At 70.0% G+C, this 24625-nt stretch carries 4 protein-coding genes; all 4 read left to right on the top strand.

Going from position 1 to position 24625, the window contains the following annotated elements; genetic code table 11:
* The first annotated feature begins 25 nt into the window (after positions 1-25).
* The 4 genes from AB0C26_RS44990 to AB0C26_RS44975 are packed head-to-tail and all read left to right on the top strand — an operon-like array spanning position 26 to position 24625.
* Entirely contained in the window at positions 26-5431 is a 5406-nt protein-coding gene (locus AB0C26_RS44990; protein ID WP_360261123.1) for a hypothetical protein, read from the top strand.
* Positions 5428-8049 carry a right-handed parallel beta-helix repeat-containing protein gene (locus tag AB0C26_RS44985; RefSeq protein WP_360261120.1) on the top strand — a complete coding sequence of 874 codons (2622 nt, stop codon included), beginning with the start codon at positions 5428-5430 and terminating at the stop codon, positions 8047-8049. The genes AB0C26_RS44990 and AB0C26_RS44985 overlap by 4 nt, the downstream gene beginning before the upstream one ends.
* Entirely contained in the window at positions 8046-12068 is a 4023-nt protein-coding gene (eccCa, locus tag AB0C26_RS44980; RefSeq protein WP_360261117.1) for a type VII secretion protein EccCa, read from the top strand. The genes AB0C26_RS44985 and eccCa overlap by 4 nt, the downstream gene beginning before the upstream one ends.
* Positions 12065-24625: a hypothetical protein gene (locus AB0C26_RS44975; protein ID WP_360261114.1), complete on the top strand. Its 12561-nt coding sequence runs from the start codon at positions 12065-12067 to the stop codon at positions 24623-24625. Before eccCa ends, AB0C26_RS44975 begins: the two co-directional genes overlap by 4 nt.

Genomic DNA, 24625 nt, shown 5'->3' with positions numbered 1-24625 from the left:
CGCCCTTCGAGAGGGAACAATCGGTATGGCCATCCTCGGTGCCGATGACGAGCACTCCGGTCCGACGCCGTCCGCCGGCGGGGGAGGCAATACCCCGCCCCCGTCGTCCGCCGGCTACCCCAGTGCAGACCCCGACCACCCCACCGACGGCCTGCCGCCGGACTTCGACGCCATCTACGCGTACGCCGCCCAGTTCATCGAACTCGGTGATCTGGTCTACGAGTACGCCCACAACGTGCTGCGCACCGGGTTGGAAAACGTGGTCTGGGAGGGCGACCAGGCTTCGGCCGCCCACGAGGCGCTGGAGGCGCTCACCCCACTGACCGGCCTGCTGGCCAGCAGCAGCCAGGACGCCACCGTGCCGAGCGCCGCCCGCCTGCTGTGGAACATCGGCGAGACCATCAACTGGTTCGCCATCAACCTCGAAGAGATGCGGGCTGAGGAACATAAGCGCGAGGTCGCGGGCCTCATCGGCCTGTTCCTCGGCCTGTTGTTCATGGGCCTGATGACCGCTCTCTCGATCCTGCCCGCCACCGCGGTGGCGATGGCCCGGCTCATGAGTGCCCTGGGCGACATAATCGCGAGCGCCCTCGAGTCGCTCTGGGCCGGCGTGCGGTGGCTCGGCACCCTCGGCCGCGCCTTCGGCGACGCCGCCACCGGCGCCTTGTTCGGCCTCGCCCCGCAACTGGCGAGCACGGCGATCAGCCACGCAGCGGTCGGGCTGAAGATCCAATTCACCGAGCGGGACATCATCTTCGGAGCGGTGACCAGCGCCGCGGGCGGTGTCCTTTTCGGCAACGTGGTGCGCCGGGGAGCCGCCGCCGGGGCAGCGCAGAGAGCCGCGACGAAGGCCGTCGGCGACGGGCTCGGGATCGGCAATCTGCCCAAGGCCGGCCCCCTGGGCCTGCCCACCGCAATGAGGCAGACGAATGTCGACGGTGCGGGTGGTATCCCGACCATGCGGCCCAACTCCTTCGGCGGCCCGGACCTACTGAAGCTCCCCGCTACCGGTGATGACGCGCCGGTGTCGATGGGTGCGAACGATGCTCGGGGTGTCGGCGGGCGGGTGTCGGTGGAGGGTGCTGCGCCGGACGTGCCGGTGTCGGTGGGTGTGAACGATGCTCGGGGTGTCGGCGGGCGGGTGTCGGTGGAGGGTGCTGCGCCCGACGCGCCGGTGCCGGTGGGCGGCTCGCAGGATGCGGTGTCGCCGCGACCGGTGGAGGCGCGGGCTTCGACGGCGGAGGGAGGGCCTTCGACGGGGCTGGTCGGTGCCCGTCCGGTGGAGGGTGTGCCTGCGCCGTCGCGGGCGGGGGATTCGCCGCAGGTGGTGAGTGGTGACACCGGAGTCGTCGGCGGCCGGGTTTCCGGGCTGGATGCGCCGGTACCGGTGAACCGGGCCGGGGATCTGGCTGCGCCGTCGCGGCCGGTGGAGGTGCGAGCGTCGAATGGTGCACCACCGGCCGTGGCGGCCGACGCCGCGCCTTCGGCGAGGACCGTCGGTGGTCGTCCGGCTGAGGGGACGCCCCCGCCGGCGCGAGCGGTGGACTCGCCGCAGGTGCTGGACGGCGACGCCGCAGGCCACGGCGGCAAGGTCTCTGGGCCGGATGCTCCGGTTCCGGTCAACGGGATTCAAGACCCGGCGCCGTTGTCCAGGCCGGTGGAGGCGCGAGCGTCGAATGGTGCACCGCCGGCCGTGGCGGCCGACGCCGCGCTTTCGGCCAGGGCCGACGCCGCGCTTTCGGCCAGGGCCGACGCCGCGCTTTCGGCCAGGGCCGACGCCGCGCTTTCGGCCAGGGCCGACGCCGCGCCTTCGGCCAGGGCCGACGCCGCGCCTTCGGCCAGGGCCGACGCCGCGCCTTCGGCCAAGGCCGTCGGTGCTCGTCCGGCTGAGGGGACGCCCACGCCGGCGCGGGCGGTCGAGCCGTCGCCAGCGGGGCGCGACGTCGCCCCCACCTCTGGCCCGAAGGGTACGGAGAAGCCGTCCACCTCCGTTTTCGACCGCTTTCTCACCCCGGCCGAGCGGGACGCGACAAACGCGGCCCGCCAGCAGAGAGACGCCCGGCACGCGGATCGCGCCGCCACCATCAAGGATCTCCGCGACGGGAACAGCCCGCTGCCGCCGGACGAAGTGGCTCGCTGGCAGCAGGGCCTGAAGAAGTACGAAGGCTGGAAGTATCACGAGAAGGAGTTCATCGCGCACTACAGCCGTCGGCTCGATGACTTCCGAACCGACTTCCGAACACCGTACGTCGACATGAGTGCGCCGTCCTGGACGCCCGACGATGTGGTGCTCCCCGGAAAGCAACCGTCGGCGGGCATGTCGCATGGCGACGAGACGGCCGCTCCCAAACCTTCGGCAGAACCGATCGGGGCCACCGACCATGCGCCGGCTTCCGAGTCGGTAGTCAAGTCTCGTCCCAGCGCTGGTGACGGGCCGGTGGGTGAGTTCCGTCCGGATTCTGTGAAGAGTAGTGGCGACGCTGGTGTGGTGTTGAGTCCGAAGGATCGGGCGAATGGGGGGAGGCTGCCGGCGGAGAAGTGGGATGAGTTCTGGTGGCGTGGGCAGGACCAGAATAATAATTCGCTTGTGGAGTCGCCGGGTCATCAGCGGCGGGTGATTCTTGATGAGGCCGGTATTGATTACGGCTGGTACGACCATGATTTGAATCCTCCGCGGAAGGATTCCGGGCCGGGTTCGGGGGAAGAACTCTCCAGGGAAGAGTTCACGAAGTGGTTCCGGAGTGATTTCGCCGATAAGTCAGAGTGGCTTTCGAGGTATCCGGGGCCGAAGCCGTCGTCTGCGGAGGCGGCCCCGCCGGCGCGTCCCGCTGACGCGGACGCCGCCCCTCCTCGCGACTGGGTCTGGGAAGCTCGGATCAGTGCGCGTCTTGCCCGGCTCGGGGGCGGTAAGCCCGACGAGGGCATCGACGGTGCGGGGGAGACCCCTCAGGCGGCGCGTTCAGAGGGCGAGACGATCGCGGCGTATACAGATGACGAGGCAGTCGCGGTGTACGCCGACAAGCTAGGCGATCGCGCCATGACATTGTTCGAGACCCGGCGGGCCGCTTTGGGCGGCGAGGGATATCCGCGGGCCGAGTCGATCAATCGGGCGGAGGCTCATGCGCGGCACGACAGGATCAGCGAGCAGCTGGAACTCGCGGAGCTCGAGCACACTCTGGGCCGGCCGCACGCCTCGCTCGACGAGCGGCCGGGAGGGGCGAACGCCGAAGCCTCGGGGCCGTCATACGTGGAGAGGGTCTTTGTTGAATTCCGGCACCTGAGAGAGCAGATGTCCGCGGAGAACAGGCTCGCCAGTCAGGTACCCGCCAAGTCGGCGCCCGTTCGTTACAACATCAAAGACAGCGATCGGGCCCTCGTCCAAGTGCGCAATGACGCCAAAAAGGCGGGCATCGGCGCGGAAGACATCGCCATGATGGAGACGGAGTTCCGGATGGCCCGCGCCGCGGGCCGCCCGCAGGACGAGGCCAGAGTCATCGTGGCGATGCGTGACGAGGTCGACAAGGCTCGGATATCGCAGCGGCTCGACCAATTCCGCCAGCAGTACGACGCCGGTCATCAGCGTGCCGCCGAGCTCGGCATGGACCGGATCACCTGGCTGCGCCACGCCAAGGCGATCGAATTCGCGGCGGCGAGCGGACGCTTCGACGAACTGCACGTCAACCTCACCAAGTTCGAGCGGCAGCTCGGCTCCAAGGCATCATCGAGTCTCGAGATCGACGCGCTTCAGGCCCGGCTCGACCGCTTGCGCCTGGGCCATCGGCCGGGCAAGGCCGCCGACGGCGCGCCGACCGACGGCGCGCCGACCGATGGGGCGTCGGCCTCGAGGCGGGCGGTGGCGCGTCCGGTACCGGCCGATGGGCCGCCGGTCAAGGCGCCGGAGCGTACGGCTGATCCGCGTCCCACCCAGAAGCCGCTGTTGGACGAGAAACTGATTCTCGAGCGGCTGCGCGCGTTGAACACCGACGACTCGGCCCTCGACGCAGTCCCGAAGCGCAGGTTGTTCGAACTGGACAGGGCGGCGAACCGAATCGCCGCGGCTAAAGATCCAGAAGAGGCTCACAAGCTGGTCGCCGAATACAACAAAAGGCTGGCCGAACTGCGACTCTCCGGCCTGGAAAAACAATTGCGCAGTGGCGACAGCCCGTTGCCCGCTCCCCAGGCCGAGGCCTGGAAGGCGCGTCTGGAAAAGGTTGGCATCGGCCGGAACGGATCCCGATCTGAATTGCTCGCAGCCTATGAAAGGGACATTCAGCAGTACCGGACGGAGACTCAGAGGGCCGTTTCGCAGAGCGTGTTCCCGCCGGACCGGTCGACGCCTTTGACCAGACGCATGGACGCCGCCCTCAACCGGCTTTCGCCGTCCATACGGGCCGAGAACGCGGAAAACAATCTGGGCCGGGTCGAAAGACTGGGCGAGCGCGGCACACAGCGCGTTCGCGACGAGTCCGACGGGCCGGAGGAGGGAACGCCGCCGGCCGATGACAGCGGGGCCAGGCCACCGGCCGGCTCGACCCGAGAGTTGAGTTACGACGATTTCCCCCGGGTTCCGGCCGAGGCGCCCCGAGAGCAGGCCGTGCCGCCGAAGGACGAGGTCACGCCTTCCAAGGGCGAGGTCACGCCTTCCAAGGGCGAGGTCACGCCTTCCAAGGGCGAGGTCATGCCGCCCAAGCACGAGGTTGCCCCGCCTGAATCCGTGGCCGTGACGTCCAAGGGGGAAATTGCCATGTCTGAAGGCACGCTCGCGCCGTCCAGGGAAGGAATTGCCCCGCCCAAGGACGAAGTCCCACCGCTGAAGGGGGAGACCGGGGTGGAAGGGAACGCGATCGTGCCGCCGAGGGCGGAGGAGAAGCCGGGGTGGACCGACGACAGCGGCCACCCGAGAGGCGGGGAAGCCGTGACGGTCGGGGAGCCGAGTCAGCTGCAACCGGACGTGCAACGGATCTCCGATCTGACGGCTGACGTGCTGCGCGAACGCAAGCCGGAGGCGACGCAGCCGCTGCTCAAGGATGTCTTCGAGCGGCGTTTCCCGACCGGGGTGCGTCTGAATGGCGCCCCGGCCGGCGCGGTCGGCGGGAGAACCGGAACGGACTGGCTGTTCGCCGATCCGAAGCCGACGGCTGCGGGCTGGCAGTCGACTGCCAGTTGGGAGCAGGTCGTGACCTCTGTCAACGATGCCGGCACGAGCGGGCTGACGTTGTTCCTGCCTCAGACCGGAGTGGACCAGGCGACGTTCGTGCACAACGGCCGGGACGGGATCGCCCGGGTCGTCGAAGCCGATCTGACTGGTTCCCCTCGCGTCACCGAGCTCGTCGACTACCAACAGAGTCACGCCGCGCCGGAGGCGGTCGCCGTGATCGACCGGTGTGCCGAGGTGCATGTCCCGTATGACCAAGAACCAAGACCCTCATGATGAGGGTTCAGCGGGTCGCCCCCCGGGCCTGGGGGGCACACCGCCGCATCGGTGCGGCCGTCCGCGCCGCCGAGCCGGGCACGGTGACGACGCCGGTGGTCGCCGTCCAGCCGGGCGTGTACACCGAACGGCTGCTCGTCGACCGTCCGGTCGAGCTGGTGGCGGCGGGCGCCCCCGGCGACGTACGGGTGATCGGCACCGAAGGCGCGGCCTTGACCATCTCGGCGGCCACCGGCAGCGTGCGGGGACTACGGGTCGAGGCGTCCGCCGACGCGGTGGCAGTGCTGATCGAGCGGGGCTCGGTAGTCCTGGAGGATTGTGAGATCCGTGGCGACCTGCGCATCGTGGGCGATGCCGCGCCGACGCTGCGCAGGTGCCGGGTCTCCGGGGGCAGCGTCCTCGTCGAGGACGGCAGCCGGGCCGTGCTGGAGGACTGCGTGGTGACCGACGCCCCACGGGTCGCGTTGCTCGTGCGTGGCGACGCGGCGCCCACGGTCACCCGGCTGCGGATCGACGGGACGGGCCGGGAAGCGGTCGTTTTCGCCGACGCCGCCCGTGGGCTCATGGTGGAGGGGGAGATCAGCCGTGCCACCGGCACCGCGGTGACCGTGATGGGCGCCGCGACGCCGGTTTTCCGCCAGCTGGCTGTCCGCGAACCCGGCGGCGACGGCTTCCGTGTCGACACCCGGCCGCAGGACGCCGGGGAGCGCGAGGAGACGTCTCTGCGAAGCGGCGGCGGCGTCGTCATCGAGGACTGCCAGGTCCTGCGTCCCACCGGCGGCGGCGTTGTCGTCTCCGGCCGGGCCGCGGTGCTGCTGCGGCAGACGACCCTGACCGAGGCGGTGGTCGGGATCCTGGCCACTGGCGAAGCCGACGTCCGGGTGGAGGACTGCACCATCCGCCGGGCGGCGCAGTCGGCCGTGGTTCTCCGGGACTCGGCTGTCGTGGTGGCCGACGGGCTGGTCGTCGCGCACAGTGGCGACCACGGTGTGCTGGCCGGCGATCAAGCGACGGCCCGGGTCACCGGCGGGGACGTCGGTGACACCGGCCGGACAGCCGTGCACGCGGCCGGGAACGCCGATGTCACCCTCACCGGGACCGTGTTGCACGACGCCGGCGAGTTCGGCCTGCACGTAGTGGAACAGGCGACGGCCGTCGCGGACGGCACCCGGATCAGCCGAGTCGCCGCGGCCGGCATCGCCGTCGAGGACCGGGGAGACCTCACCGCCACCGGTGTGCACATCTCCGAGGCCATGGCCGGCGCCGCGCTCGGCAGCCGGCGCCGCGTATTGCTGCGCGATTGCGAGATCACCGCGATGTCGCGGGTCGGTGTGCTGGTCGACGCCGACACGGCGGCGGTGCTGCACGGCTGCTCAGTGCGTGACGCGGTCGCGGCGGGCCTGCATCTCGGCGAGCGCTCCACGGCGTACGTCATAGGTTGTTCGGTGCAGGACACCGGGGGGATCGGCATCGTCGTCACGGCCGGCGCGGCCCCGTCCGTGCACGCGACGAACGTACGCGGATCCAAGAAGAACGGCCTGGCCGTGCACGACGGTGGGCACGGCGAGTTCACCGACTGCCGGATCGGTGAGGCCGGCTATCCCGCCGTCTACGTCGGCGCCGGCGCCGACCCCGCTTTCCGGCGTCTGCACGTGCACGATACGGCCCGCGGCGTCGCGCTCGACCCGGCCGCCGCCGCCAGCTGGAGCGACTGCACCTCGGAACAAGTAGCCGCCGACGACCTGCCGCACCGGTCGGAGCCGCAGCGGACCGGCGCCGGCGGCACAACGCCGGCCTCGACCGGACCGGAAGCCCTGGAAACGGTCCTCGCCGAGCTCAACGGTCTCGTCGGCCTGCACAGCGTCAAAGAGGACGTGGAGCGCCTGGTCGACGTGATGCGTATGGTCCGGCAGCGCCGGGAGGCCGGCCTGGCGGCACCTCCGCTGGGCCGCCACCTGCTCTTCGCGGGCAACCCCGGCACCGGCAAGACCACGGTGGCCCGGCTGTACGGCCGGCTCCTCGCCGCGCTGGGTGTGCTGGAGTCCGGGCATCTGGTCGAGGCGGACCGTTCGACACTGGTCGGCGAGTACGTGGGGCACACCGCGCCGCGTACTCAGGCGGTCTTTCGCCGGGCTATCGGCGGGGTGTTGTTCATCGACGAGGCCTATGCGCTCGTCCCCGAGGGGCAGGGCACCGACTTCGGCCAGGAGGCGATCGTCACTCTGGTCAAGCTGATGGAGGACCACCGCGACGAGGTGGTGGTCATCATGGCCGGCTACTCCGCCGACATGGAGAGGCTGACCTCCTCCAACCCGGGTCTCGCCTCCCGTTTCACGCGCACCTTGTGGTTCGAGGACTACACCCCGTCCGAGCTTGTCGGCATCGTCAGCGGCCAGGCGGCCGAGCACGAGTATCAACTGGGACCCGGGGTCGAGGACGGCCTGACCGCTCTCTTCGATCACCTGCGAACCCGGCCTCGCTTCGGCAACGGCCGCGCCGCCCGGCAAATCTTCCAGGGATTGACCGAGCGGCAGGCCCAGCGGGTCGCGGCCGTGGACAAGCCAGGCACGAACGACCTGATGACGTTACTGATCGACGATCTGCCGGAGACACGATGAGCCGCACCGCCTTTCACCGCCCCGCCCGGGCCGCTCTCCCGGAGGCGCCGGGTGACCGGATCGGGGTGCCCGTCCCGCCGCCTCATCAGCGGGGCAGCAACAACAACATGTGGCTTACGCTGATGCTGCCGCTGTTCTCCACGGTGGCGATGGCGGGATACCTGATCTCCTATCAGCGGCCGCTGCTGATCGTGCTGGGTATCGGCTTCGTGGTGCTCTCGGTGCTGTCCACAGTGGCCATCCGCTGGCAGATGTCGCATACGCAGAACTCCACCGCGCGGCGGCAGCACGAACGTTTCCTCGACGTTCTCGACGGGGTCCGGGCCGAGGCCCGCGAGGTCGCGGCGGCGACCCGGCGGGCGGCCGTGACCCGGCATCCCGGGCCGGTGCGGCTGCTGCCGCTGGCCGCCGGCCGCCGGCGTACCTGGGAACGGCGCCCGTCCGATCCGGACTTCCTGCGGATCAGGGTGGGCGTGGGGCGAGGCGAGCCGGGCGGCGGGATCACGCTGGCCGGCCGGGTCGACCCGATGGCCGACAACGACCAGTCGCTGGTCGACGAGGCGGAGGCTCTCGTCGCCGCACACCGGACGGTCGGCGAGCAGCCGGCCCTGCTCGACCTCGGAAAGAGCGGAGTGGTCAGTCTCGTCGGCGCGCCCGGGGACACCCGCGCGCTGGCCCGCTCCCTGCTCTGCCAGGTGGCCGTGCTGCACGCCCCGGACGATGTGCTCATCTCCGTCGTCACCGGCGGCAGCGACGAATGGGACTGGGCCACCTGGCTGCCGCACACGTTCGAGCCCGGCGCCGCCTCCGAGGCCGGCGTGACCTCGCTGGTGGCCGAGGATTTCGAGCGCCTGGCCGACTTCGTGGAACGACAGCGCGACCGGGCCCGCGACGAGCAGCGGAACCGGGCCTCCGGGTTCGGCGGCACCCCCACGGCGGCCCGGCGGCTGATCGTTGTGCTCGACGGTTACGACCCGGACGCCGCCTGGGCGCGCTCGCCGGTGCTGGACTCGCTGTGGAACGAGGCCGGACCGGAACTCGGCATCCTCCTGGTGGTGCTCAGCGAACGTCGCGCCGTGGAGCCGACGCGGGTGGACGTCCGCGCCGCTGTCGAATCCGGTGGCGCCCTGGAACTGAGCGGGCAGACCGATCGTTACACCACGGTCGAGGATGCCCGGGCCGACCTGATCGCACCGGCCCTGGCCGAGGCCATCGCCCGCCGGTTGACGCCGCTGCGGCTCACGGTCGACCGGGAGCCCGTGCTGTCGCGCATCACGACGCTGCCGGAGATGCTCGGCGTGCCCGACGTGGGCCGGCTGGACCCACGCAAGGGTCGGGCCGAGCCCGGCGACGACGACATGTTGCGGGTGCCGATCGGCGTGGACGGCCAGGACCAGCCGGTGCTGCTGGACCTCAAGGAGTCGGCGCAGCGGGGCATGGGCCCGCACGGCCTGGTGGTCGGCGCGACCGGCTCGGGCAAGAGCGAGCTTCTGCGTACGCTCGTGGCCGGGCTGGCCGCCAAGCACAGCCCCGAGTTGCTGAGCTTCGTGCTGATCGACTTCAAGGGTGGTGCGACGTTTGCCGGCGTAACGGAACTCCCGCACGTCTCCGGCCTGATCACCAACCTGGCCGACGACCTCGCCATGGTCGACCGGGTGCGGGCCGCGCTCGAGGGTGAGCAGCAGCGCCGCCAGCAACTGCTGCGCGACGCCGGCAACCTCGACTCGGTCCGCGACTACCAGATCCGCCAGGCGGCCGGCGGTACCGACCTGGAGGGGCGGCCGCTGCCGCCGCTGCCCTATCTGCTGATCATCGTGGATGAGTTCGGCGAGCTGCTGTCCGGGCGGCCCGACTTCATCGATCTGTTCGTGCAGATCGGCCGCGTCGGCCGCTCGCTGGGAATGCACCTGCTGCTGGCGACCCAGCGGCTGGAGGAGAGCCGGCTCCGCGGTCTCCAGTCGCACCTGTCGTACCGGCTGTGCCTGCGGACCTTCTCGGCCGCCGAAAGCCGGGCGGTGATCGGCACACCCGACGCCTACCACCTCCCGCCGGTGCCGGGGTCGGCTTTCCTGAAGGTGGGTGAGACCGAGTACCGGCGGTTCCGGGTGGCGCACGTGTCCGGGATCTACACGCCGGCGGACAGTGAGGCGAAGGAGCAGCCCGACGCGGTGACGCTGGTTCCACTGACTACGCGGCCGGAGGCGGTCACCGCGCCGGTCGCCGCGCCCGACACCGCCCGGACGATCGACCTCGACGCACGGACCGAGCTGGCCGTCGTCGTCGACCGGCTCAGCGGCTACGACCAGCCTGTGCACCAGGTGTGGCTGCCGCCGCTGCCGCCGGCCGTGGCCCTCGACGACCTACTCGGCCCGATCGGCGAGTCGGCCGAACGGGGACTCAACGCCGAGCTGTGGCCGGCCGTGGGCGGCCTGCAGGTGCCGGTGGCCGTGGCCGACCTGCCGCTCAACCAGCGGCAGGAACCGATGATCCTGGACCTGGGCGGCAAGGCCGGCCACGTGGCCGTCGTGGGCGCGCCGCAGTCGGGTAAGAGCACCCTCCTACGGACGCTCATGTTGTCGATCATGCTGACCGCCACACCGGACGAGGCCCAGCTCGCGGTCATCGACTACGGCGGTGGCACACTGCTGCCGTTCGCCGACGCCCCGCACATCACCGGCGTCGCCTCGCGCCTGGAGGCCGCCCGGGTCCGCCGGGTGCTGGCCGAGGCTGGGCGGTTGATGCACGAGCGCGAACAGCTGTTCCGCGTCGAGCAGATCGGCTCGGTCACCGAGTTTCGCCAGCGCCGGGAGGAGGGGACGCTGCCGCCCGGCACGCGGGCGGCCGACCTGTTCCTGATCATCGACAACTGGCCCGCCCTGCGCGCCGAGTCCGACGCCTACGACGCCCAGGTCGTCGAGCTGGCCTCCCGCGGGCTCGGCGTCGGCGTCCACGTGATCCTGACCGCCAACCGGTGGGTCGAGGTGCGGTCCAACCTGCGCGACAGCATCGGCGGCCGGCTCGAGCTGCGGCTCAACGATCCGTACGAGTCCGAGGTCGGGCGAGTCCTGTCCCGGCAGCTGACCGGTGCGCCGGCCGGGCGTGGTGTGGTCGCTCCGGGCGCGTTCTTCCAGGTGGCGGTGCCCCGCCTCCGCGACGACGCCGACCTGCTGGCCGGCCTGTCCGAGGCGCAGGCCAAGCTGCTGGCCCGGATCGCGATGAGCTGGCGCGGCGAACCGGCTCCCCGCCTGCGGATGCTGCCGGACCGGATCCTGGCTCGCGACCTGGCCACCCTCGACGCCCGGGCGATCGCCCTGGACGAGGCGGACATGGCCCCGGTCGTGGTCGACCTGACCGCTGACGAACCGCACTTCGCCATCGTCGGCGACAGCCGATCGGGCAAGACCCACGCCCTGCGTACGTGGATGCGGGCGACCGCCGTCGCGGTCGGTGACGACCAGGCGCGTTTCATGATCGTCGACTACCGTCGCGGGCTGCTCGACGTCGTGCCCGAGGGCCACATCGGCGCCTACGCCGGCGACGAGGAGGCCGCCGCCGTCTATGCCAAGGCGCTGGCCGAGACGCTCGACGGCCGCCGCCCACCCTCCGACATCTCGGCCCGCGAGCTGCGCGAACGCTCCTGGTGGGCCGGACCGGATCTGTACCTGGTGGTGGACGACCTGGACATGCTGCCGGCCGGACCGGCGTCGCCGCTGGCGCCGTTGGCGCCGTACCTGTCCCGGGCCCGGGAAGTCGGCTTCCACGTGGTCGCGGCCCACCGGACGGCGGGTGCCGTCCGGGCACTGTCCGGCGGCCTGCTCGGCCGGATGTCCGAGGCCGGCGCGGACGCGCTGGTGCTCTCCGGCGACCCGAGAGAGGGCGTGCTGTTCGGTGGTGTTCGCGCCGAGCCGCAGCCGCCCGGGCGGGGCACGCTGATCCGCCGTGGACGGCCACCGGTGCTGATCCAGATGGCCATCACACCCGATGAAGAGCTTGTGGACGACCGAGGGAGACGACAGTGAGCCCGATCGCAGCGCCCAACTTCGGCAGCGGTCCGACCTCGGCCCCGGCGGGCCCCGGCGGCGACTCCCTCCCGCCCGGCATGGCTCAACGGCTGCGGGACTGTCACGAAGCCCTCACCAGGTTGCTGGGCCTGACCCCCGGCCAGTCGATCAGCGACGTCACCGCACCCTGGGCCGGCGACCGGCACACCGTCGGCGTCCTGGCCCGTGTGGACGAGCCCGTGGCCGCCCTGGCCGGTCGCATCCTGGCCGATCCGGCCTTGCAGAGCGTCGACGACCAGGTCGACTCGATCACCCTGCTCACCAGCACCGGGATCGGCGCCGACCTGGAGCGGCAGTTGCGCTCCAGGGGCCGGCACCTGCGGGTGTACGAGGCGTCCACCTCCTTGCGCACTGACGACGGCTTCGTCATCGAGCAGGGTGGCCACTGGAGGATCCATGGCGGGCTGACCAGCGCGCAGGCGTTCGCCGTGACTCATGAACTGATTCGCGCTCAGCAGAGCGGATTCACGTACGCGCCGGCGCCGGCCCGGCTGCCCGGCTCCCCGGTGCCGCTCGACGACCGGGCCGGCACGCTGGCCCTGCTCGGCACGGCGCTCACGGCGGTGTCGACCGGAGCGAACGAGATCCTCGATCTGACCGCGGCCGAGCAGTCGCTGACGGGCTCCGCCCAGCCGGATGTGCTCTGGGATGCCCTGGCCCGGTTGCTGCGCGGCCGGCTGGGCGCGGTGACAACGGTTGCCGACGTGCGCCGCGACCCGGAAACCGGTGAATGGCGCCCGGTCCGCCTGCCACTCCAGGTCCGCCGGATGTTCACCGCCACCGGACATCATGAACACGTCGGAGACCTCGGCCAGCGGTCGGTGGACTTCAACCGGCCGGGCCGGCTGCTCTCCGGCGCCGCCGTCGAACGTCCGGCCGCACCGGACGAGATGGCCACCTGGCTGGCCGAGTCGGCAGTAGATCGCGTGGCCGAGGGCAAGCCGCTCCCGAGTGCGCAGCTCGACGGCGGCACTGCCGAACTGCAGGGTGAGGTCATCCGCGGGCTCCGGGCACTTGGGGTGGAGGAACGGGCCGCTCGCGCGTGGGCCGACCTGATCGTGAACGGGGTCCGGGACGAGGCGCTGCCCGCCCAGATCACCGTCAGCGACAGCGCGTTCATCGAGGAGGTGCCGGACGCCGACACGGCCGCCGCGTCCACGATCGGGGCGCCGCTCGGTGGTGGCGTCCACCAGATCCTGCGTCAGGTGCTCGCCGATGATCCGGCGCCGCTGCACGTCGCGGATGAGGTGGCGGCGCACTATCTGGAGGACAAGAGCGGCTTTCCGGTGACCACGGAGGCCGTCGCGGAGGTGGCCGCGGCCTCCTTGCCGGTGGCGGCACTCGTCGAGGTCATCGCTCTGGGCCACCTCGCTCTGCAGGCCGCTCTCGAACCGGGCCGGACCCTGCCGGTCGCCGCCCGGCAACCCCTCCCGGTCCTGGCCATGGCGCTCGACCCCGAGCTGCGCAACTTCCTGGACACGCACGACGAGGACGTCCGTGAGGCTTTCGCCCGGAGCCTTCCCCGGGGCGGCGACGTGCCGCTGTGGGACACGCCGATCGGCGATGCGACACTCGGTGACCTTCTGTCCGAGCTGCTGCACCCCGAGAGCGCGGTGGAATCCCGGCCGGCCTCCGGCGCACTCGTGACGGCGCAGGGGAGCGCGGCCGGGTCGAAGGACATTCCGTGGCACCTTCCCCGCATCGACCTGGTCCTGGCCGGCGACCCGCTTACGGTGTCCGAGCTGGACGGAATCACGGGCGGCGCCGTCGACGCCGCGTCCCTGCTGACCGCGCTGCATGTCGACCCCGAGACGGCGAACCTGGCCGCCGACCTGGTGAGCGAGGCCGGCCGGTCGATGGCACTCGGCCACCTGCGCGGCGTGGTGGAGGACGCCCGCCTGCGGCATCCGCAGCTCGATGCCCCCGCCCACGCGGTGCTGAGTGGGGTATACCGGCAGGACGTGGCCTCGTGGCTGGCACCGGCGCTCGCCGCCCTGGAGCCGTGGAACGGCCGGGCCGCCGACAGCGCCCAGCGCGTCGGCGAGATCCTCAGCATGGCCCGCCTGGTGCTGCCTCGCACCGACTGGACCGCTCCGGCACTGGCCACGGCGTTGCGGGGCGAGTGGCGGGAGTGGTCCCCGGAGAGCCTGTGGGACCTGCCCGCCGGCACGGTGACTCCGCTCTGGGTGCAGCGTGACGGCGATCCCGAGCACTTGTTGATCGCTCAGCGCACCGACGCCGGACTGACCCTGATCGAGACCCTGACCCCGGCCGGAGCCCAGATCCTCCAGGTGGCCGACGCCGCGGGCGCCGGACCTGTCCTGCGCGGACCGGCCCGCCTCGTGGTCAACGGGGCCGGCGAAATCGTCGTGCCAACCGATGACGGTCGACTCGACGGTGTGCTCGTGCGCCCGCCGGCGGATCCGGCCCGAACCGCTCTGCCCGCGGCGAACTTCGGGGGAGGAACGGCCGCCGGCGCCGGCCGGTTGCCCGGCGCGGTGCTCGGCGTCCCCGGAGTCAGCCGCTTCGACGCCGGATCGGACCTGGTCGTCGTCGCCGTCGATGAGCGGACGGCCACCATCGGCCAGGTCAGCCAGTACTTGTCCGCTCAGGATGTGCGGCCGGGCCTTGTTGTGCTGCACGGCGCAGGTGCGGCACCCGCCGCGGACGGCTATCGGCGGTTGGCTCAGGACTTCGGACTGCACCTGCTGGAACCCGAGCAGTCGATCTTCGACGAGCCGCTCACCGTCGTGCAGGCGGCCGATCACCTCATTTCACCGACCGGCTGGCGATTCGCGGATCCGGACGGCAACACCTGGTCGGACAACCGGGCCGCGCTCTCGACCGGCGACCTGATCGGCGCCCGCGACGGCGCCCGCCGCCCGGCCCCGCTCCCCGAATCCGACGCCCTTTTCGTCGCTGAGATCAACCGCCGGATGGGTGACAGCCGGCCGATGCCGACCGCCCGCATCCTCGACACCCGTGACCGGCTCGACCGGGCGGTGCCGGGCGACGCCCCCACTCAGCTCGAGGAGCGGGTGACGAACACCCTGCTCGGGCGGAGCGCCCACCTTCCCGGGGGTGTATCCGGCACCAACCCTCCGGGGGGTAGTTTCCGCGACAGGCTGCGGAGATTCGGCCGGAGGAACAACCCCCCGGCCCAGCCGGAAGCCGGACCGTCATCGGCTGGGCGGGCGACAGGGCCGGAAGCCGGACCGTCATCGGCTCGGCCGGCGACGAACGATAGATCGGCTGCGCAGCTTCTAGCGGCGCGAGTGGCGACCCGTGCCCCTCAGGGGGTGGCGGCTGGACCGCTGCCGCCCGACCCACGCGACAACAAACAGCGCCTAAGGAAGGCCGACGAGGAAGGGATAGCCTTCCTGCCGCATGCCGACAAGTCTGTCGAGAACGATTCGATCCTCATCGAAGCCGGGACAAAGATCCCGGAATACGCCGTACCCGTCACCGGCGTCATCTTCAGCGGCGGCGGCGGCGATCCGGCCATCCTGAATCGGGGCCGTCCTCTAACTGCCGAGCGCTTGGCGATCCAAACGGTCATCCGGAATGCCGGCAGGGTGGTGGGCGAGCGCCCGGTGCTGCTACTTCGGCTGTTCGACGATCAGCGGCCGGACTCGGCAGCTGGCCGGCAGGGAGCCGAGACATTTGCCAGGCGGCTACAGACGCAGCTCAACGATGCGGTGATACGCAGCGGCGGCAGCACCGGACTGCATGCCATCGTGCTCGAATTCCATGATCGAAATGCCGGCACCACGGTGTGGCAGACCGTCGATCCGCTGACCCACTCGATGCATGAATATGCCTCGAGGGAGGATGCTGTGGGGGCGGCCCGCACCGTGCCGCGACCCGCTCTCGACCCGTTCGAAGAGCTGGGAGCACGCCTCCGCGGGTACGCCGGTCGGCCGGTGCTGACGACGGCCGAGGTGGCGACCCTGGCGCTCCGCAACGCCGACGCCTACTCGCCGGAATACCAAGAGCGGGAAAACCCTCGCGCCCTCCCGGGATCTTCCGGCCGGGAGAACGTGGATTACCTCCACCCGGAGAACGTGTTGCGGGTGCCGGTCCGGCCTGGAGCTTCCGGCGGCGAGATGATGGACACTGCCACACGCTGGCTGAGCACTCAGCGCGTGCGGGCGGTGGTGTCGTCCAACGCTGTCGGCCCGACCGAGGCGGTGCGTGTCGGACGCGGTCTCGAGGCCTATCTTGTTCGCCTGCCGGCCGTCGGCGAGCAACCGGCGACCGTGGCCTCGATCGTTCGGCCGAACGCCGGCATGGACGGCTCGCACCGGGTCTGGGTCAACCGTCATCAACCGGTGGACGGAGATGTCCGCCTCACCGCTGTCGCCCTGAGCGATGATGCGAACTGGGACGTGCTGGACACGTTGCCCGTCGACGTCGTTGAGCGGCTGATCATCGAACCAGGCCAGATCTTCAATGGCCGCGCGCAGAACAGCGTGGCCACGATCGAGGTCGACGATGGCTTGATCCCCGTCGAGGAGTACATCCGACGGCTGCCCTCGACCGACCCAGAGCCGATCATCGTCCTCCAGCGACAAGTCGGCAATGAAGACCAGGGGTTCCTCAGGGCCCTGTCGCTCGTTGCGTTCGTGATCGTCCACGCGAGACGCCAGGGGGAGACGGTGTGGCTGAGCTATCACCGCGGCCGGACCAGGCTGCTCGAGCCCCCGGTCGGCGTATCCCCTCTGGCTCATGCGCTGGAGCCTTGGATCAATGGCGAAGCGGTCACGTTGGCGACGGCCGTGAGTGACCTCGTGCAGGGGAGGGTCGAGCGACCCGACGCCACGGCCGCGCTCGTGATCCGGCGGGCGATGGCAGTTGCCGTACCGGACGAGGTGCCGGTCCACGAGGTGTACATACCCCTGCCGGCCGACGTCCAAGTCGAAGGTCCTGTCTTCCGGCTGCTGGAGTATTTCCCGGCCGGGCTGGCCCCGGTGAGCACCACACCAGCCCCGCAGCAAGTCCGGGTCTTCGTACCCGCCGCCTATGTCGAGCACGTTCGCCAGGACGGCATCAGTCAACTGGTTGTAGACTTGTCCGCCCTGGCCGCGGCCGGTGCCCGGGTGGACGGCCGGACGCAGGTGGTGGTTCCGTCCCGGGGCGCCGAGTTCGTGCGCGACTATCTCGCCGCCAACCGCCAGTACGTCGACGAGTCGCCCGAGCGGCAGATCGAGCGCCTCTTCGCGGTACTCGGCGGCGTCTCACCGGAGCGGGCCGGGGGCCAGCCACCGCTGCCCCCTCTGACCGGCTGGGCGACCACCGCCCAGTTCCGTTCCGCCTCCATACAGACTCTGGAGTTGCTCGACGCGAGCGCGGTCACCCCTGTCCGGGTCATCGGGGCCGAAGAACAGCCTGGACGGGTGCTGGTAGCCGTCGGAACCGGGGACCCGCGACAACCCGTCCTCATCGATCCGGCCGGCGGAACGGTCGACGTGGCCGCTCTGGACCAAGGCCCGTTCGAGTTGCTTCTGGACGGCCAAGGGCGTTTGGCCCAGATCGACATCGGTTCGCCCAACCGGTTCGAGCCGACACTTCGGTCTCCCGTGGAGGCGGCGTGGCGGGCCGACATGATGTCCCATCCCTCCTATGCCGCTGTTCGAGAGTCCGGCCTCGTAGCCGGTGGCAACCGGTCCCGAATCCGGTCGGGGCGGGCACCCGTCAGCGGTCGATCGGACATCGACGAGGTTGCCCAACCGGCTGCGACTGACCGGTTGACCCGGGCGTTGGGCGCTCCCGTGCTCGCGGGTGAGCAGGTGACCAGCGCCCAGCACGTCGGTGAAGCCCTCAGCATGGCTCGCGTGTTGAGGCCCCGAACTGACTGGACTGCTCCGCAACTGGCCACGGAATTGCGCGGTGAATGGCGCGAGTCGTCCCTCCCCGGGCTGTGGGAACTGCCGACCGACGCTGTGGTTCCGCTCTGGGTCCAACGTGACGGTGACCCCGAACATGTGATGTTCGTGCGGCGTACCGAGGCCGGGCTCGAGCTGATCGACGTGGCCGCACCGGCGGACGCCCGGAGAGTCCAGGTGGCCGACGCGGACGCTGCCCGGGCGGAGCTGCGTGGCCGGATTCGCGTCGTGGTCAACGACGCCGACCAGATCCTGGCGCCGGCGTCCGACGGCCGGATCGGCGCACTGATCACTCGGCCGGCCCCGGACAGGCAGCAGATCGATCAGTCTGCCCCGGCGAGATCGGCCATCGAGCGCAGCCTGTTGCCCGACAGTACCGGCCCAGGTCTTCAGGCCGGCTCGCAGCGGGTCGTCATCACCGTCGACCGGGGAGCGGTATCCGTACCCCAACTGGAGGAACACCTCTCGGCCCTGCGTGACCCGCGCGGCTTCGTGGTGCTGCACGGCTCCTCCCAGGCAGAGAACCGACATTACGAAGTTCCGCTCCGCGCTCGCGGACTGCACGCGCTGGAACCGGCGCCGGGTCCGCTCACCGTCGAGCGGGTGGAAGGGCACCTCATCTCGCCGACCGGCTGGGTGTTCACGGACCCGGCCGGCACTCGTTGGTCGGACAACCGCGCCGCGCTGTCGCCCGGCGACCTGGTTGCCGCCTACGACGGTGTACGCCCACCGGCCCCGCTGTCGGAGGGCGACGCCGCATTCGTCGTTGAAGTGAATCGGCGGCTGGGCGACGGCGACACGCGGCCCGCTGCTCACATCCTCGAGGTCAGACGCGCGCTGGACGAACGAGTACCGGGCGACAGCCTCAGCCAACTGGAAGCGCGGGTCACGGCGGAGTTGCAGAACCGTGGAGCCCAGCTCCTGGGTGGCAGTCCGGCGAGGCGGTTGGGGGGGATGCGGCCGATGGGTCCGCGCCGCGCGGGCGAAGCCTCGTCGTCGCGTCCCAGTGCCTCCTCTGACGCACCGGCCCAGGCCGTCCCGGCGGTCCCGTCCGTCCCGGCGGTCCCGTCCGTCCCGGCGGTCCCGTCCGTCCCGGCGGTCCCGTCCGTCCCGGCGGTCCCGTCCGTCCCGGCCCCGCCCGCGGAAGCCGTGCCTGAGCAGTCGTCCGCAGCGGCGGCCGTTTCTGCCGCACCGGTTCCGACGGTGCCCAGGGAAGCAGCGCCTGCCGCGCAGGCCTCCCCTTCGGCGGGTTCCACGACCGAAGCCGTGCCGGTCCCGGAGGCACCGGCACGGAACGCTGCTGTGCGGCCGTCCGCTTCGGCGGTGTCCGGGTCGGCGCCCTTCGGCGCCTCGACCTCCCTGCCCAGGGCACGTGTGAGCGGGGAGGCATCTGCCGGCCCGCGTCGGCCGCCCCGCGCGTCCTCATCCGCTGCAGAAACGTCCGCTGCGCCAGTCCCGGCAGCGCCCACGGAAAGCGTCCCTGTCCCGCCAGTCGTGCCGCCGTCACGGGGCATCCCCGCGCCGGGCCTCCGGTCGACGCCCAACTTCGGTCCCCGCACGCCTCACGCGTCGTCGTCGGCCGTGCAGGCCTCCGCCTCGGCCAGGGCCTTCTCCCCGCCGGTCCCGGAGGCGTCAACGAGTGGAGCATCGGGACAGGAGTCCGTCCCGATGCCCGCCGCGCCGCCTTCCGGCGCCGACAGCGTGCGGATCACCATCGCCTTGTCCAGCCTGCACATGCTGCTCGATCAACCGTGGTGGCGGCAGGAAGGAGGCGGCCGGGAGAAAGGCCTCTCGAAAGAGGACGAACGAATTCAAAACATACGTGAAAGGCGGGGCGACGCAGCCCGGAGGTTCGGCGACGAAATCGCCGAACGTCTGCTCAGACAACTGGGCGACATCCCGATCAGCAGGATTTTTCGTGTCGCCGACTTCATGGATATCGAATCCGTTGCGGTCGTCCGTGGCCTCGCACAGCTGGCATTTCTCCAGGCAGCGGCGGTCTTGCACGACGACTTCACGGCACTGCCGCTACGCTCCGTGCTTCCGATCCGGCATGTCATAGCCGCCCTCGCCGGGCCGAGAACGTCGCCCGGAATCGCTCCCCTCCGCGATCAATACAGCGCGGAAGGCGCCGGCGTGTTTCTTGAAGCGGCGGGGATGAACTTCACCGGGCTCTTGACGGATGCTCTGCGAGCCCATATCGCGCGTGAGCGCGGCACGGGGATCGCTGGCTCCGATTCGAGTCTCGGCCATAATGACGTGACGAGGGCAGTCGAATCACTGAATTTGGGCATCGGTTCTTCGGACGACGTGACGTCTGGACTCTACGAACATTCACCGGGCGATGCCGCGGGGATTGAGGTCGATCTGCTGCGAGGCCGCGTGCAACCGACGCTGGCTGAGGCGTCCACGGCGAATCTGGAGAGCATCCGTCTTCAGCATGCTCCCTGGTCGGTAGGAGTGAAAGCGCGCCTCAAAAAGGTCCGTGGTCGCGAATACCTTGAGAAGCGAGGGGCGCGTATCGCGGAGCTCAAGATAACGAAGGGAAGCGAAGGAGGAGGCCGGATTCCGGCCCGGCGCAGCAACACGGCTCCCTTTGACCCGTCACAAGCTCGGCTGCAGCTGCGCCACCGGAGCGAGCGCCGGCCCGGCGCGGGTGGGCAAGCCAATACGGCGGCGCTGATCGAAATGATCGATCCAGAGGCCCTCGTTGAGATACCCGGTTACGACCGTGTCGAAGGGCAGCGGAACGGGGCACGTTCCGCAGCCGAGCCGATCGTGGTCCCTGACGGCGAGGTCCGGGTGCGAGTTCGCCACCGCGCGGGGCATGCCGAGCGAATGGAGGCCGCGCGGCTCTGGTTGGACAGAGCGAGCATCCGCGGGGTGGTCTCGCGCGCGGAGAGCGGGACCACGATGGTTCGGATGGGGCCGGGCCTGACAGCCTATGTGGTGGATGTGTCGGATCCCGGAGCCGGTGTGCGGCAACAAGTGTCGGTTGCGCTGCTTTCGCCCGACGAGCCGATTCCCTTGGGAGCCGAGGAGCTCCTCGATCGTGACATGAGGATCTGGGTCAACAGGCATCAAGCGATCGGCGGCAGGAATGGGCCGATCACGCTGACGGCAGTTCCCCTGACCTCACGACCGTTTATGGACTGGAGTTTCCTCGACCGTTTGGCGCCGAGCGTCGTCGAACGGCTCACCATTCAGCCCGGGGACATCGCCGCTCGGCCCGGTCAATCCGTCGACGAGGAGCAAGTAATAACGATTGGCGCGGAGTCGTTAACCGCCGAGGACTATGCGAGCCGCTTGCCGAACGCAGGCGCCGTCGGTGCTGAGTCACACGGCATCCGCAGTAATGTGGTTGTCCTGCTGGGCGAGCCGGTCGGCACGCTGGCGAATCAGTTCCTGACGGATTTGGCGAGAGTCGCAACCGTGATCGCCGAGGCGTACGTGGATGTGTCGCAGCCCGGACAGCGTTCCGTGCTCGGTCGACGTTGGGTCATCTATGCCGATGGGCGGTCTCCAGAGGTGCTGCCCGCCAGGCTGGGCCTGGACCATGTGCTGCAGCAAGTATTCGATGAGGAAATTTTCGCCTCGCCCATCGCTTTTGCCGCAGAGGAGTTGTTGAGCAATCGCTTACGCGATCCCGGTAGTGCCGAGGTTTTAACGATTCGTCGGCATCAGCAGGCCACCCCAGTGCCTCAATCGGCGCGGGGATATGTGCGATGGCCTAGAGAGGTTCCCTTTGACGCGCCTCTCAGGGACCTGCGGCGACACTTTCCCAGCGGCCTCATTCCTGTGTATACAAGCGGTCTTGCGGGCAGTCGTCTTATCACATTTCCTCGAATGTTCGCGACATGGCTCCCTGAGCCGTTCCGTGTGATGGCCGTTGACCTCGCCATGCTCAGCCAGGCAGGGGCTCGGATCAATGAACAAAACTCGGTGGTACTGCCTCGGCCGCCGAGCGCCATCCACGGCATGCAGCGTCTTCGTGAAGCCTTGACAAACCCTCAAAACTGGGCGGAAGGTCTCAATCCCAGAGACCGGGCCATGGGACTGTTCGATTACCTCGCCGATATGTCGTCTGCTGATCCGCAGCGACCGGCCTGGGCTGAGAGACTTGAGGCCCGCTTCCAAGAGGCCTTGCCGGCAGATTTGAGATGGCTTGAGGCGGGCGCGATCACTCCGGTCCAGATCGGCTCCGAACTAGTGATCGCAGTCGGCGGTGAGAATCGGGACGTGCCCACGATCGTTTCGGGGACTGGCGACATCCTTTCCTCCGAGATGCTGAGACCGGATGCCATTCGTCTGCTGCTCGATTCTCGCGGTGCTCTGGCACAGCTCGATCTGAGCAGTCCCAGCACCATCCGTGGAAACGTCAGAGGCGGTGCGGACGTCGCCGTGGACGAACTGGCGCTCCCTGCACGCGTCGCCCAGCACCTCGTCGCCCACGGGCAGACGATGCCGCCTGACCTCGACGATCGCCTGACCCGGATGCTCACTACCGCCGAGTACACGCAGATGGTTTCGTCCCGGGTGGGAGACCGCGAGATCGGCAGGTTGGCGCGGGCCGTCCTCGCTCCCCCGGCGAACGAACCGGCTTACCCTGTCGGCCTGATCGATGCACTGATCGAGTTCGCCCAGGAGAATGGAAGGCGGCTTACCGGTGACGAAGTCGTCGGCCTGCTTGTTTCTCTCGGCCCGGCTGTTCTGCCGGAACGGACCGGTGAGACGTTCGTCGAGGAGGAGCTCTACGCTTTGGGCTTCGACGTCATGGAGCACGCCCGCGAGATGCAAGAACGCGATGTGTCTGAACGCGTGCGGTCGTCTCTCGCCGAACAGCAGGTCTCGGTGTCCGAACAACTCCTCCTGCATGAGGTGCGGAAAGCGCTCAGCGACCCCGCCATCACCTCAGGCGGATTGAGCGTTTCTGACAACTCGGTCGCTGAGGTCGGAAGACGGGTGGCAACCGGGCAGCGGTTGCTGGACAACGTGCGCGAAAGCGGGGAACAGGCTCGGAGGCGTCGCCGGCAAGGGGCTACCGCTGGAACGGAGCAGGAACCAACGGCCACGGCTCAAACGGCGGTGGCGGCTCGCGTCCCGGTGGCGGCCGGCGGCGAGGCCGCTCAGGAGGAGTACGAGCCGGCTGAGTATCGAACCGTGACTCTGCCGGGTCAACCTCCCATTGATGTGATCCAGGTTCACCATCCCCTCGCATCGGAAAGCCCGGAAAGGTGGTTGCGCGGTTTCACTAGTTTCCTGGAGCGCCTGCATGAAACGAGCGGTTTCTACGACGGGCGCCGTTACAACGGCTTCCTGTTGGTGGATCGGGTCGGCTTTAGCTCACGCCTGGATCGATCTTTCGAGGTGCTAAGTCTTGACCTCGGCGTGCCGTTGGTTCGGCCGCAACAGATCGGTGGAATCCCGGAATTCGCAATCGGGACCGGCAACGGATTGAGTTCCAGCAGGGGCTGGGAGGTGAGTCCGCCGAACGGGCGCTCCAGCCATCTGCCGCAGGAGCTCATGAACGACCAAAGCCTCGCGGAGCTCCACGCGCCGTCGGCGCAGCCTCCTGCCGAGGCGCCGTCGGTCAGCGTCGCCGAATGGCATTTCGGCGGCAGCCCGATCGGCTCTCAGACGGCAGAAGTTCCGGCGGTTCCCTTGACGTCGGAGGCGACCGCCCGGCGGTTCCCGTTCCTCGACCGAGTGAACCCCGATCGCGTTCGCGGCGCCGAGACCAACACCAACTGTGTCATCACTGCCATCGCCTACGTTCTGTCCGAGGACGAAGGGGCTCCGGTCGTGGCGTCCGGCTCGACCGAGCTTCCCGGCGCCCACCTGGTCAACTTCCAACGGCAGCGGCTCGGCCTGGCCGACGACAACCACCAGGTGTGGCTGACTCCGAGCATCGAGGCGCTCACCGAGGCGCTCAGCTCGGCCGGCGCCGGGGCACGAGCACTGGTCGCGGTCAGAGGTGCTGACGGCGGCGTCGACCATGTCTTCGTGGCAGCGGTCGACGCGGTCGGAGTCGGCTACCTCGACCCGCAAGCGGGCGGCCCCGCGGCCTTGCCGATCGACACGCAGGCGCTCGCCGTGCTGCCGCTCACCCCCGGCATCCGGATGCCCGAGGGCGGCCGCCTGCTCACGCCCGAGGAGGTCGCGCCGCCGCTCGTCGAACCGAGTGCGGTGGCGTCGACGCGACTGCTGCTGGACCGGGTGTCCGGCGGCACCTCGCCGCAAGACCTGCCTCAGCGGCTCGTCGATTCCCGTTTCCCGGACGGGCTGCGGGTCGTGCCGAGCGCCGACGCCGACACGACCTCGGCGGCGGACTGGGTCGGCGAGCGTGTCGCCGACCCCGCCAAGGCGGGCGTCTTCCGCCCCCGGACCTGGTCGGCCTTCCGGGAGTTGATAGCCCGGGCCGGCGAGGACGGGATGGTGCTCACCTTGCCGCAGGCGGGCCGCGAAGCGGGCGTTTTCATGATGGCGGGCAACGAGATCTGGGAGATCCGCAGGAGCCCCGACGGTGTGGCCACGGCCGAACGGTGGACGGAACCGCCGGCGCTGCCGGGCTTCGCGGAGCCGCCGCGGATGGCCATGGCGTTCAACAAGTGCGCGGACTTCCTGCTCTGA

The sequence above is a fragment of the Actinoplanes sp. NPDC048796 genome (assembly GCF_040650035.1).
GTDB lineage: Bacteria > Actinomycetota > Actinomycetes > Mycobacteriales > Micromonosporaceae > Actinoplanes.
Note: the sequence above shows the minus strand (reverse complement) of the source record. Positions and strands in the feature narration are given on the sequence as shown.

Bases quoted from the DNA above. Each gene is read 5' to 3' on its own strand.
- AB0C26_RS44990 (WP_360261123.1), top strand. From the start codon at position 26: ATGGCCATCCTCGGTGCCGATGACGAGCACTCCGGTCCGACGCCGTCC.
- AB0C26_RS44985 (WP_360261120.1), top strand. From the start codon at position 5,428: ATGATGAGGGTTCAGCGGGTCGCCCCCCGGGCCTGGGGGGCACACCGC.
- eccCa (WP_360261117.1), top strand. From the start codon at position 8,046: ATGAGCCGCACCGCCTTTCACCGCCCCGCCCGGGCCGCTCTCCCGGAG.